The sequence below is a fragment of the Emticicia fluvialis genome (assembly GCF_024793945.1).
GTDB classification, from domain to species: Bacteria; Bacteroidota; Bacteroidia; order Cytophagales; family Spirosomataceae; genus Emticicia; species Emticicia fluvialis.
The window spans coordinates 64,306-77,889 of the sequence record NZ_JANUSD010000010.1 but is presented as its reverse complement, the minus strand read 5'-3'; the positions used below and the strand labels follow the sequence as shown (position 1 = coordinate 77,889).

General features: G+C 45.8%; 7 protein-coding genes. 6 read left to right on the top strand and 1 reads right to left on the bottom strand.

The window, feature by feature from the left end:
* Positions 1 to 317: 317 nt before the first annotated feature.
* The 4 genes from NZ848_RS12995 (at position 318) to NZ848_RS12980 (ending at position 9,725) form a co-directional block, all read left to right on the top strand.
* Positions 318 to 3,782 carry a TonB-dependent receptor gene (locus NZ848_RS12995; RefSeq protein WP_259015811.1) on the top strand — a complete coding sequence of 1,155 codons (3,465 nt, stop codon included), beginning with the start codon at positions 318 to 320 and terminating at the stop codon, positions 3,780 to 3,782.
* A 133-nt stretch (positions 3,783 to 3,915) separates the two neighbouring features.
* The gene (locus NZ848_RS12990; protein ID WP_259015810.1) at positions 3,916 to 5,532 is read left to right on the top strand and encodes a RagB/SusD family nutrient uptake outer membrane protein; all 1,617 of its coding nucleotides are present in this window, start codon (positions 3,916 to 3,918) and stop codon (positions 5,530 to 5,532) included.
* Between the two features lie 367 nt (positions 5,533 to 5,899).
* On the top strand, positions 5,900 to 7,774 hold the full coding sequence (locus NZ848_RS12985; RefSeq protein ID WP_259015809.1) for a heparinase II/III-family protein: 1,875 nt from the start codon (positions 5,900 to 5,902) through the stop codon (positions 7,772 to 7,774).
* Positions 7,775 to 7,793: 19 nt separating this feature from the next.
* On the top strand, positions 7,794 to 9,725 hold the full coding sequence (locus NZ848_RS12980; RefSeq protein WP_259015808.1) for a heparinase II/III-family protein: 1,932 nt from the start codon (positions 7,794 to 7,796) through the stop codon (positions 9,723 to 9,725).
* 158 nt (positions 9,726 to 9,883) lie between these two features.
* On the opposite strand, the gene NZ848_RS12975 is transcribed toward NZ848_RS12980, so the two are convergent.
* The gene (locus NZ848_RS12975) at positions 9,884 to 11,038 is read right to left on the bottom strand and encodes an MFS transporter (RefSeq protein ID WP_259015807.1); all 1,155 of its coding nucleotides are present in this window, start codon (positions 11,036 to 11,038) and stop codon (positions 9,884 to 9,886) included.
* A gap of 550 nt (positions 11,039 to 11,588) precedes the next feature.
* On the opposite strand from NZ848_RS12975, the gene NZ848_RS12970 reads away from it, so the two are divergent.
* Together NZ848_RS12970 and NZ848_RS12965 are read left to right on the top strand one after the other, a co-directional pair.
* Positions 11,589 to 12,146 carry an RNA polymerase sigma factor gene (locus tag NZ848_RS12970; protein ID WP_259015806.1) on the top strand — a complete coding sequence of 186 codons (558 nt, stop codon included), beginning with the start codon at positions 11,589 to 11,591 and terminating at the stop codon, positions 12,144 to 12,146.
* 39 nt (positions 12,147 to 12,185) lie between these two features.
* Positions 12,186 to 13,208 carry a FecR family protein gene (locus NZ848_RS12965; RefSeq protein ID WP_259015805.1) on the top strand — a complete coding sequence of 341 codons (1,023 nt, stop codon included), beginning with the start codon at positions 12,186 to 12,188 and terminating at the stop codon, positions 13,206 to 13,208.
* Positions 13,209 to 13,584: the final 376 nt, after the last annotated feature.

Here is a 13,584-nt window from a genome sequence, read left to right as displayed (position 1 = left end):
TCGTATTTTAAAACGTATCTATTCAAACTTAATATAAACTATACCATCTATCGACACAGGAGTATGCCAATTGTTGCCCAGCAACCGGAGGTGTACTCCTGAACTAACCGGGCTATCTATTCAACCTAATATATTACAATCTATTTAACGCAAACTATACGTACCTAATTATGATTAAATTTTAACCTCCCGACCACAAAAAAAGCTGACAATGGTACCAGCATTGTCAGCCCTAATGCCCTGGATAGTTTTCGCTGTGCGTGAAAACCAGGGTTCCTTTTGCCAAATTCTTACCTCTAACAAAATTGTTCAAATGTATGAAAAAAAGATTACAAACAAGTAAACTCTTGCTACTTGCTATGAAAATATCTGCTGTTCAGCTTGTATTGGCAATGGTTTTCGTTTCGGTTACATACGCTTATGACTCCAAAGCACAGGAGTTCCTCAATAAGTCGGTGTCTCTGAATGCCGAAAACCAAAGCTTGCGTATGGTGCTGGAGTCGATTGAAGAGCAGACCGATGTGAAATTTGTCTACAGCTCAAAATTAATCCATGCCAACCGCAAGGTAAATTTTGCGGTATCTGGTCGGAAACTATCAGACGTACTGGAAACATTATTAAAACCTATGCAGGTTAATTACCGCATTATAGGCGGGCAGATTATTCTGAACTGGGAAGAAAAACAAACCATTCTTGAAAATATTGAGGCTGCTAAAATGGAAGAAAGCACCAACGAAGCAGCCGTGGCCGACCAGCCCTTAAAAGGAAAAGTAACCGATAAAGATGGAGGTGGCGGCCTGCCGGGCGTAAACGTAACCGTTAAGGGCACCACACGTGGCGTAACTACCGATGCCGAGGGTAATTTCAGCATTAATGTACCTAACGAGCGCTCGGTGCTGGTGTTTAGTTTTCTGGGCTACGAAAAACAGGAAGTAACCGTTGGCAACCGCACGGCTATTAATATCGTGCTGGGGTCTGACATGAAATCGCTCGACGAAGTAGTGGTGGTAGGCTACGGTACCCAGAAAAAAGCAAACCTGACAGGCGCCGTATCAAGCATTGACGCCGCCGCTATTGAAAACCGCCCGGCCAGTAACCTGGCCACAGCCATGCAGGGTATGAGCCCCGGGCTTATCATTACCCGCACCAGTGGCCAGCCCGGTAGCGAAGACATCGGCATTCAGGTACGTGGTGCCACCACGGCCAATGGTAGCGTAAGCCCTCTGGTAGTACTAGACGGTGTAGCCGTGCCTAGCAATACCCTGCAAACCATGAACCCCAACGACGTTGAGAGCATCAGCGTGCTGAAAGACGCCGCTGCGGCCGCTATCTATGGCGCACAGGCTGCGGGTGGTGTAATATTGGTAACTACCAAAAAGGGTAAATCGGGTAAAATTTCGTTCGATTACCTGGCTCAGCAAGGAACCGACTGGGCCATTAACGTACCCGGCAGAATGTCTTTGCTTGAAGAAGCTGAATATGCCAATCTGGCCCGTGCCAACTCGGGCAGTGGCCCTGAATACAACGCCGATGACCTTCAGCGTATAAAAGATGGTATTCAGTACGTGGTAAACCCGGTTGATACCAGCACCTATCTGTACTATAATCAGAAACCCCTTACCGACCAGATTCTTAGAAAATACTCGTCTATGCGTACGCACAACCTGTCTATGAGAGGCGGCACAGACAAACTGAACTTCCTGATTTCAGGTGGTTATTATGGCAAAGACGGTGTTTTTAAAGTAGGGCCAGACAGCTACGACCGCTACAACCTGCGCATGAATCTGGGCGCACAGCTAACCCGTATTTTATCTTTAGATTCTCGTCTTTCTTATACAAACGACAAAACCGAGAGCTCGTCTGCCGGTATAAACGGCCAGGGGCTGCTGTACCAGATTTACCGGCTGCGTACCCGCACGCCGTTTTTTACGCCAGAGGGCCGTTATAATGGAGCCGGTTCTGCCGCCACTGCTTATGCATCTATGGAAGCAGGCGGCTATAACGAATACCGCCGTAACTATTTTGATGGCGTGTTTACCCTTAAAGCATCAGAAATCATTAAGGGACTGAACCTGAGAGCAGTGGTAGGTACCCAGTACCGCCGTGGCGACAGAGAAGTATTTAACCGCACTGTGCCATTATGGGGTAAATCAAGAATATTAAGTTATCTCAATCAGGTTAACTCATTCAATGTAACAAATGAGCTAACCACCAACAACAATATACAGTTGTTGGCAAACTACGATAAAAAATTTGGCGGTAAGCACAACCTGGGCTTGTTTGCAGGGTATCAGTGGGAATCATTCCGGTTCTCTTCTAATTATTCGGCAGCTTCTAACCTGGTGAGCAATGATTTACCGACTTTGAACCTGGGCGACGACAAAACCAAAGTAAACAGCCAGAATATTTATGCGTATGCGTACCAGTCGGTATTTGGCCGTGTCAATTATAACTATGCCGACAAATACCTGATTGAAGGTACACTTCGTTCTGACGAAAGCTCAAGGCTGGCGCCGGGCTTCCGTGTAAAGGTATTCCCTTCGGCCTCGGCTGGCTGGAACATCCACCGCGAAGAATGGTTCGCCAATCAGCTCAAATTCGTTTCCGAACTCAAACTCCGTGCTTCATGGGGCCGCCTGGGTGGCGCTTTGGGTAATACACTCGGCTACTACGACTACCTCAATCAGCTTAGCCGCAGCGCTTCGCTTGTACTGGGCGACTCGCGCACCTCTTACATATATCAGAGTTCTATTCCATCGGCACAGTTGTCATGGGAAACCATCGAGACCTCTAACATTGGTGCCGACCTGGGTTTCTTTCAGAATAAACTACAAATCAGCGGCGACTATTACGTAAAATACAACCGCAATATGCTTACGCCTCAGCAATTACCGGCCGTAATAGGTATCGGTACGCCCCGTAAAAACAACGGTGAGCTGAAATCGTGGGGTTGGGAGCTGGAAGCCCGCTACCGTGGCACCATCGGTTCAAACTTTTCTTATAACGTAGCAGCCAATTTATCCGACAATCAGAATAAACTATTGAACTTCTCGGGTCGCAGGGTCATCAGTGCAGGTACCAACAGCATCATAGAGGGTTATCCGCTTAACACCATCTGGGGTTACCAGACAGCCGGTTATTTTTCAAATACTGATGAGGTGAAAACCTGGGCTTTTCAGGATAACCGCACAGGCCCCGGAGACGTAAAATACATAGACCAGAACGGCGATGGCAGGCTGACCATCGGTAACGGTAATATTGACAACCATGGCGACCTTGTGCTGCTGGGTACTACACAGCCACGTTACCTTTTTGGGGTTACGTTGGGCTTTCAATGGAAAAACATTGATTTCAGCGCCTTTGTGCAGGGTGTAGGTAAACGCAGCTACCGCCCGAATGCCGAAAACATAGCCCCATTGCTGGTAACCTGGAAACAGGCCCTTGCCGTGCACCGCGACTACTGGACACCTGAAAACCAGGATGCGCTTTACCCAAGACCGTATGTGGGTGCCACGCACAACTTTTTGCCGTCTGACAAATGGGTGCTCAATGCCAGCTATGCACGTCTGAAAAACATTCAGGTGGGTTATACCTTGCCTGTAAAATGGACCTCAAAGATTAATATTTCAAGAGCAAGGTTGTTCTTCTCAGGTCAGGACCTCCTCACGGTTTCGGCATTGGGTAAATTTAAGGGATTGTTTGACCCTGAAAACCGCGATAACGTAGATAACGATTATCCGTTCTTTGCCACCGCATCAGTAGGTCTGAACCTTTCGTTTTAATCAGCAATAAGGAAGATGTATAGTGAATTGTAAATTATTGAACATTGACGTAACATGAATTAGCTTGAAAGAAAGCATTATTCATTCATTCACTCATTTGCCATTCACTCATTCACCATTTATTTAAAAACTCATGAAAGCATTCATCAAACATATATCATTTGTTGTGGCGGTTTCGCTAGGTTTAACCGCCTGCGACGTTAACCGCCTTCCGGAAACCAGCATCAGCGATGAAACCTTCTGGCGGTCAGAGTCTGACCTGAAAGCCGCAGCCAATTACCTGTACACATTTCTGCCTGCTTTCAATGCAGAAGACGTTTGGTCTGACGACGCCGTGGGCCTTGCTTCCAACAGCATCAGCGACGGTTCTCGTCTCGCTCCGGCAACAGACGGCAACTACAGCACACCCTACCAGCTTATCAGGGCCGCTAACAATATACTTGAAAAAGCCCCTAAAGCTACCGCAGCCGGCCAGACAGCCATAGACCGTTACTCGGCCGAGGCACGTTTTTTCAGAGCATGGGCTTATTTCTCTCTGGTTCAGAAGTATGGCGATGTACCGCTGATTCTGAAAACCCTAACCGACGCTTCGCCTGAACTTACCGCAGCGGCCAGCCCGAGAGCAGATATTTACAAACAGATTTATGACGACCTTGACTTTGCCGCGGCTAAACTACCCACACCAACTACCCTTGGTACCGCCGACTACGGGCGTATATCAAATACGGCGGCTTATGCGTTTAAAGCCAGAGTGGCATTATTTGAGGGCACCCGCTCGAAATTCCATAATTATGGCGATGCCAACCAGCATCTTACATTGGCAGTGGCAGCAGCCAAAGCCGTAATGGATAGCAAGCAGCATGATTTGTTTGCTAACTATTTTAACCTTTTTCAGTATGAAGGAGAAGGCCGCCAGAACCGTGAAAACATCATTGTTCGCCAGTATGGGGTTGCCGTTACAGACCGCGTTAGCACGCACGCCTATTACAGAGGTACCCTGGAAAACGGAAACCTGAGCCCAACCAAAAGCCTGGTTGATGCCTACCTGATGAAAGACGGCCTGCCCATCGATAAGTCTCCGCTTTATACCAAGCCGGCGGTATCTACCGATGTGTTTACCAATCGCGACGAACGCCTGAGCGCTACGGTTATGAAAAAGGGCGATGCCTACATGGGTACCAAGCCTGTGTTTGATATTGCACCGCTGGTATTTAACAAAACGGGTTTCACCTTCCGTAAGTATTCAAATATTGACGACTGGGTAACGCAGGCATCGCTAATAGACCGTGTGGTTTTACGCTATGCAGAGGTTTTGGTTACTTATGCCGAAGCCAGATATGAACTGGAAGGCCAGATAAGCGATGCAGACCTTGACCTGTCGGTAAACCGCTTGCGCGACCGCGGTAAGGTAGCCCGCCTCAGCAATGCTTTTGTAGCGGCCAATGGCCTGAATATGCGAGACGAAATACGCCGCGAACGCCGCGTTGAGCTGGCACAGGAAAGCCTGCGTTACTGGGATATTATCCGTTGGAAAACCGCCGAAACCGAATTGCCTAAGCCTATTTTGGGTAATTATTTCTTCAAGATTGAGTTCGGCACTACCACTACGGTAAACGTAACGGCAGACAACTTTATATTGGTGCAGGCGGCGAGCTTCCGTAAGTTTGACCCCACCAAAGATTACCTGTGGCCATTGCCTATCAACGAAATATCGCTTAATTCAAATCTGAAACAAAACCCTAAGTGGTAATGCAAACCCATGAATAATCCCGATTAATTTCGGGATTATTAATTATCCCTGTAGAGCCGCAATGCTTGCGGCTAATCGTAGAATAGGGTTCTTCGAAAATTGATTTTGCCAGACCTGATAGGTAAAATGGTTTTAATACAAGGATTGGCCTCTGAAGACGCATGCAATGCGTCTCTACAAATGCGATAAATTTATCCAAACGGGTATAATACCAATGCCATCCTGCTAACCCGTTTTGATTGTTAATACCAAAAATAAAACATATATTCTGACATTTATAAACCATACGCACTACAATTCAATAGGGTTCTATAAGAGACAATTCACACCTAAAAAAATTCACCATTCAACCTCAACGGAAATACCTATGATAAAAAAATCTTTCATTTTTCTTATTTCACTGTTTTGCATTTTCGGGGTATCAGGCCAGCAGTTAACCTATCTGAAACCAAACGTTACCATGCCTGCGCATCCGCGTATTTTATGGGCAAAAGGTGAAGAGAAAAAAATTCTTGACAACATAGCTGCCGATAAAAACTGGGCCAGAATACACCAGGTGATTATCGACGAAAGCAACCGCCTGCTTGCCGAACCCACCCTTGAACGCATACAGATAGGCCGAAGGCTGCTGGCCACATCGCGTGAATGTATTCGCCGGGTATTTTACCTGTCTTATGCCTACCGAACCACCAACGATAAAAAATACCTGGCAAGAGCCGAACAGGAATTGCTGAAAGTATCGCAGTTCAGCGACTGGAACCCCAGCCACTTTTTAGACGTGGCCGAAATGACCATGGGCGTAGCCATTGGCTACGACTGGCTGTATTATGATTTACAGGCTTCATCAAAAGATATCATCAAAGATGCCATTCTTAAAAAAGGTATCGAACCGTCTTTAGACAGTCGGTATAACAGTTGGCTGAAAGCCTCCCATAACTGGAACCAGGTATGCAACGCAGGCATTACCTACGGCGCACTGGCCATTTTTGAAGACAATACAGCGTTAGCCACGCAAATAATAGACCGTGGCATTGGCTCCATCAGGCTGCCCATGCAAGACTACAAACCCGAAGGAGCCTACCCCGAAGGTTACAGCTACTGGGGCTATGGCACCAGTTTCAATGTTATGTTTCTGAGCGCTGTTCAACAGGTGTTCAAGTCTGATTATGACTTATCTGCTGCCCCTGGATTTTTGAAAACGGCAGGTTATTTTCAGCAGATGGTGGGTTCGTCGGGCAAAAACTTCAATTATTCTGACGCCGGTAATGGTGCCGGCCTTAGCCCTGCTATGTTCTGGTTCGCCGACCGCAACAAAGACAACAGCCTTTTGTTTAACGAAAAAAACTATCTGCAGGGCGATACCCGGAGTTTAGGCCGCGACAGGCTTTTACCGGCAGCCATAATATGGGGCAAAAACATGAGCCTTGACAATGCCACTGCGCCCAAACAACTGATATGGGTAGGGCAGGGCAAAAACCCTGTCGCCCTGATGCGCACGTCATGGACCAACCCCAATGCCATTTATGTAGGTTTTAAAGCCGGTTCGCCTTCGGTTAATCATGGACACATGGATGTTGGCTCATTTGTTATGGATGCCAACGGCGAACGATGGTCGATGGACTTCGGTATGCAGGAGTATGAGTCCCTTGAATCAAAAGGTGTAAAGATATGGGGAAGAGAGCAAGACGCTGAGCGTTGGCAGGTGTACAGATACAACAACCTGGCGCATAGTACTTTAAGTTTTGATGGTGAGTTTCAGCGGGTTGAAGGTTACGCCGCTATTGACCACTGGACAGATAAGCCGGGGTTTTTAAGCGCCAACAGCGACATCTCAGTCGTTTACAAAAACAAGGTTCAGCAGGCTTTAAGAGGTGTAGCCATTATTAAAGGGCAATACGTAGCCGTAAGAGACGAAATTACATCTGCAACGCAGGCAACTACGGTTCGCTGGGCAATGCTTACTCCTGCCGAAGTAACTCTTGAAAAAGACGGCACCGCTACCCTGATACAAAAAGGCAAAAAAATGCAACTGAAAGTTCTTGAACCCGCCGGTGCCAGTATTAAAACATGGTCTACCGTGCCGCCTCATGATTACGACGCGCCTAACCCTGGCACTACGCTGGTAGGTTTTGAAGTGGCCCTGCCAGCCAATGCCACCGCGGCCCTTACCGTTTTACTGATACCCGAAGGCGCCAAAGCAGATAAATCTGTACGCCCGCTGAAAGACTGGAACAAACAATAGCTATTCAACCTTAACCTCTATGAAAAACATACTCACCATTGCGCTGTTAATATGCCTGTTTACAGCAAATGCACAGGTTACCCAGCGTAATATTCTGGCTAATAAGTACACGGCCAATGCTTATAAACAGGCGCTTGTACCTAAAAACCAATGGAGACCCTACCCCAGAACACCGGATGAATGGAAGGCCGCTTTGCCTGATTCATTGATACAAGGGCTGATAAAAGCAGGCGAAGCCGCCGAAAAAAAAGAAATGCCGCAACTGTCAGCCAGTTTGCTGATGGAATACGTCCGCTCCGGCGACAGGGAAAAGCATTCTAAAATCTCTTATGCACGCCGGGTTAACCTGATAGACCTGGTACTGGCAGAGTCGGTAGAAAATAAAGGGCGATTCACCGAAGCCATCATGAATTACGTATGGGCCATTTGTGAAGAAACCTACTGGGGTGTGCCTGCGCATTTGGGTGTTCAGAAGGCCAAAAGCGGCCTGCCAGACGCCGAAGACCCGACAGTTGATTTATTCGGAGCCGAAACCGCCGCTGTACTGGCGCTTACCGATTATTTTGTGGGCGACAAGCTGGACAAAATCTCTCCTTTGTTGCGTAAAAGAATCTATTCTGAAACCAGCAAAAAGATTTTTGAGCCGATAAGAGAAGTTAGCCGCTACGGATACCTGAGCAGAACCAACCCCGTTAATAACTGGAACCCCTGGATAGTCTCTAACCTTCTGGTGGCTGATTTACTGCTTGAAACTGACGAAGCCAAACGCGCCACAAACGCCCATACTTACTCGGTACTGATGGATGCCTACCTGAACAGCCTGGGCGAGGACGGCGGCTGCGACGAAGGCCCCAGCTACTGGTTTGCGGCTGGCGCCTGTGTTTTTGATGCCCTTGAAACCCTTCAAAGCGACTCTAACGGTAAAATTGATATTTATAACGAGCCGCTTATAAAAAACATGGCGTCTTATGTTTACAAAACACACATCGCAGACGATTACTTTGTGAACTTTGCCGATGCTGACCCTAAACTTCGCCCGGACGGGTTGATGCTCTACCGTTTTGGCAAGGCAATTAACGACAACACCCTTGTGCAGTTTGGTTTGTGGGCAAATCAGCGTTTCCCATCCACTGTGTCATCCAACAATAGTTTCCATCGGATGCGCCGCATTGCCAATTTATTAACAGTTGCCAAAATACCGGCAACGCCTGTTACCTATCAGCCGGGCGGCGATGCCTGGTTTGCAGATATTCAGGTGCTAACCACGCGGTCGGCCAATGGTCTTTATCTGGCTACACACGCCGGGCACAATGCCGAAAGCCATAATCATAACGATGTAGGCGACTTCCTGATTTATTCAGACGGTGAACCCGTTATCATTGATGCCGGACGGGGTAATTACACGGCTCGCACTTTTTCATCAAAACGCTACGAATTATGGTTCACGCAGTCGCAATACCATAACCTGCCCATTGTTAACGGCAAAGGCCAGTTGGCCGGAAAAGCATTTGAAGGCATCAACGTAAAAAGTTCCGTTACCGATAAGGAGGCGTCGCTCAGCATGGATATCGCCCCCGCTTATGATAAAACAGCAGGTATAAAAAACTGGAACCGTATCGTAAAACTAAACAAGGCCAAAAATGTGGTAGAGATTACCGATGATTATGTGCTGACAGAAAAACCTGTCTCAATAGAACAGGTATTTATGACCATCTGTGATATTGATACCGGAACACCGGGTAAAATTGTGCTTACTACTCCTAAAGGTAAGCAGCTATCGGTTAACTATGCAGCTAAAAACTGGGCCGTATCGACCGACCTTCCCTCAACCGAAGGCATGGAATATAACAGCTTCAAAACCAAATGGGATAGCCGCCCCGTTCGGCGGATTATCCTGACCAGTAAGACATTATCTGATAAAGGGAAAAATGTGTTTACGGTGGTGAAATGAGGGTTTTCGTCTTATGCGTTGAATAACCGGATTAAATGATTTCTCTGTATGATGAGAAAGAAATTGAACAAATTTGAAAGGTTTTCTTCTGCCAGATTCACCGGCTTCAGTAGGTGAAACAGAAAATAGTGAAATCATTTAATCCGTTAAATCACAGTTTATGACTTAAACCTGAACGCCACCATCAGCAACAATATACTTACCAGCCCCAGTGCAAAAGATAAGCTCGTTATTTCGGCCACAAAACCCAGCATGGCAGGGCCAGCCAACTGGCCGATATAACCTAAGGTAGTAACACCGGCAATGGCTGCGCTGGCAGGTACACCGGGCATACTGCCGGCGGTGCTAAAAAACACCGGCACAATATTGGCGCAACCTATGCCTACCAGCACAAAACCAAAAACCGTTACCGCCCCGATAGGCACACTTACAGCCAGCAAAATACCGGCGGCTGCTATTATGCCACCACCCATCACTACTTTTTGCTGGCTGAACCTGTTAATAATAGTATTACCCGACAACCGCATAACGGCCATAGCCACCGAAAAAGCTGCAAAACCCAGCCCGGACATCGACTCATCAAAATTCCGGTGAAACTTCAGAAACACCGCGCTCCAGTCAAGAATAGCTCCTTCGGCCAGAAAAGCCACAAAGCACATCAGCCCCAGTACCAGCACCGGCCCTTTGGGTATTATCAGTGTGGCTACGTCCATCTTGTTTTCGGCAGCCCTAGGCAGCAAAGAGCCATACTGGCTAACACAAATAAGCACCAGCAAACCCGATATGGTAAAAATGGCAAGGGTAGGAGACAGCCCCAGTTCAAGCAAAAAGCCCAGACCCATCGAGCCAATCAGCCCGCCTACACTAAACAAGCCATGAAAAGACGATAAAATGTACTTACCTACTTTGTCTTGTATCACAACCGACTGCGCGTTCATAGAAACATCTATCGCACCTATGCCTATGCCAAACAGGTACAATGCACCGGCCAGCGCCAGGCTGCTGTTGGCAAATAACAGAAGCGGCAGCACGGCCGCGGTAAGCAAGCCAGATACCAGCATTATTAACCTGCTTCCAAATTTATTGATCAAACCACCAGTAAAGGGCATAATGGTCATTGCTCCGGCGCCAAGGCAAAGCAAAATAAGGCCCAGGCCGGCATCGTTCAGTTGCAACCTTATTTTTGCCAGCGGCACCATTGGCACCCAGCTGGCCAGGCCAATGCCACAAACAAGAAAATACAATGAGGTAGCCAGGCGAGCCGGGCCAATCCGGTAGTTGCCGGGCTTTGATTCAGAAAAAGAGGTGGGCATAAACTATTAAAAAAGATAAAACCAAACGTAACATTAAAGAAATAAACAATTGTTCAAATGGCAGCATTTTTTAAAAAAAATTATTAATTACTTTTTAATTCTTTAATAATATTTACAATTTTACAATGATAATCCTTTCAACCCTCTGAAACCGGCCAGCACTGTTTCAGTATTTATTCGGTTTTTATTTACAAAAAAGAAAAGGTTAACCATCTAAAGAAATAATTCACACCAATCTGAAAGATAATTTAACCTAACCACGAAGAATAGTATTATACCAAGAATTTTTAAAAGTTTTTAAAAATTACTAAGTACCCCGCTAGCGTTCATTTTTGCAAAAGCTAACTGTTTGATTTGTAGAATTATCTGATTGTTTGAGCCCAACTTTTTAGTTCTCGTTTTTTTGAGAGAATTAAAATACAGGGAATCCGCTAAACCGTTTTAAGTTGTATTTTTCAAAGAATATGTAAAATGATTTAGGGATTTTAGTGCGTAAGTTGACTATATATTTCAGGAACAAATACGTTTGAATTCAGACCTATCCTAAAAAATGCAGTACCAGAAACTTAGTGATGAAGAGTTGGTTTCTTTCTTGAAAAGCGATAACCAGACCGCTTTTGAAGAAATTTATAACCGTTATTGGTTGAAGTTGTATGGCGTTGCCTTTAACGAAACCGGAACCAGAGAAGAAGCAGAAGAGCTGGTGCATGATTTGTTTGAGAGCCTCTGGAACCGCCGGCAGGTAAGTGTTATCCGCCACCTAAGCTCTTATCTGGTTGTGTCTATCAAGCATTTGTCAACTAATTATATTAAGTCGCAGATTACACAGAGAAAATATCAGGAGTACCTGATATTTAATCAGATACAACAATCTTACTCAACCGACGAAATCGTCAACTTTACTGACCTGGCCAAGGCAGTAGAAGAAGCCATGAAGTCGTTGCCCGAACGAAGCTCAGAGATTTTCAAGATGAGCCGTTTCGAAAACAGGTCGGTAAAAGACATAGCCAATCAGATGAACCTGTCTGAAAAAGCCGTTGAATACCACCTTACCAAAACCCTCAAGGTTTTAAAAGAACAGTTGAAGGCTTATCATACAGATAATTAATTAGCAATTAAAAATGCCGTTAGCTACGGTGCAGGGTTTATGAACCAGCATGAATTCGACAAACTACTAGAAAGATACCTGGCCGGCGAGTGTAATTCTGAAGAAGAAAGGCTGATTTGGGAATGGCAGGAAAATATGTTGAAAAACACCAGGGTAACACTTAACCCTGAAGAAAAAGAGGCTATCAGAAAGCGCCTCTGGAACCGCATCTACAACAACACCATTGGTGTGGTTGAAGAAGAATACCATTCGACAAAAGGGCGGATGCTCAAATTGTTAAAATGGGGGGTTGCCGCCATGTTGGTAATTGGTCTGGTAAACGGCGTGCTGTATTTCAACAAAAAAGAGTTGAAGCCGGTAGCCCGGGCTGCCAAAACCGAAGAATCAACAGACATTGAAATCAGGAATACCTCAGCCACCGACAGCGACATAAAACTGGAAGACGGTACCGTTGTAAAACTGAAAAGCAACAGCAGTATTAGTTACCCCAAGCATTTTGGAACCCGTTTCCGCCATGTGTATCTGAAAGGCGAGGCCTTTTTTAACGTAAAAAGAAACCCGAATGCGCCATTTATGGTACATACCGGAGACCTGGTAACCGAGGTACTAGGTACGAGCTTCAACATTAAGTCATACGACAACGTGAGCGACATAGAGGTTTCGGTTACTTCCGGCCGCGTTTCGGTTTATGAAGTCTCAGAAAACGCCGACAGAAAAAAGAACGGAGTGATATTAACGCCAAATCAGAAGGTAACTTTCGACAAGGCATCCAGAAAAATTATGACAGGCATAGTTGAGAAACCAATTATGCTGGTGCCGGAGATAACCCAACATGATTTTACTTTTGAAGATACTGTGTTACCGCAGGTGTTACAAAAACTGAAAAACGTGTATGGTATTGAAATTATTCTGGAAAATCAGGAGTTGGAACATTGCGTTATTACGGCCGATTTAAACGACCTGCCGCTAGCCACACAACTTGAATTAATATGCAAAACCATTAATGCCCGGTTTGAGCAGCGCGGAACCAGCTACTTTGTGAGCGGCGAAGGTTGCAGATAAAATTTTGAATTCTATTTTAACCTACAAATTATAATAATCACTAAAAACAAAACTTCAGTAATCACAATGAAAACATGAACAAAAAAAGCCGACAATGCTGTCACATTATCGGCTCCGGAGCGCTTCCTGCCGAACGGCAATTCGGTTGAAAGGAAGCAGAGTTTTTACCTATCTTAAGTATAAAAACAACCTAAATGTATGAAAAAAGACGTACGTAGCAAACATTTTTTGCTTAAAGCAATGAAAATTACGTTTATTCAACTCTTGATGGTCTCTCTTTTTAGCGGACTCTCCTACGCCTACGATGTAAACGGCCAGGAAGTCCTCAACACTAACGTATCTTTAAGGATAGAGTCACTGGAAGTCAAGAAAATTC

What these genes read in the sequence shown, in the direction of transcription:
- NZ848_RS12990 (WP_259015810.1), top strand. Translation starts at nt 3,916, where the DNA reads ATGAAAGCATTCATCAAACATATATCATTTGTTGTGGCGGTTTCGCTA.
- NZ848_RS12965 (WP_259015805.1), top strand. Translation starts at nt 12,186, where the DNA reads ATGAACCAGCATGAATTCGACAAACTACTAGAAAGATACCTGGCCGGC.
- NZ848_RS12970 (WP_259015806.1), top strand. Translation starts at nt 11,589, where the DNA reads ATGCAGTACCAGAAACTTAGTGATGAAGAGTTGGTTTCTTTCTTGAAA.
- NZ848_RS12975 (WP_259015807.1), bottom strand. Translation starts at nt 11,038, where the DNA reads ATGCCCACCTCTTTTTCTGAATCAAAGCCCGGCAACTACCGGATTGGC.
- NZ848_RS12995 (WP_259015811.1), top strand. Translation starts at nt 318, where the DNA reads ATGAAAAAAAGATTACAAACAAGTAAACTCTTGCTACTTGCTATGAAA.
- NZ848_RS12980 (WP_259015808.1), top strand. Translation starts at nt 7,794, where the DNA reads ATGAAAAACATACTCACCATTGCGCTGTTAATATGCCTGTTTACAGCA.
- NZ848_RS12985 (WP_259015809.1), top strand. Translation starts at nt 5,900, where the DNA reads ATGATAAAAAAATCTTTCATTTTTCTTATTTCACTGTTTTGCATTTTC.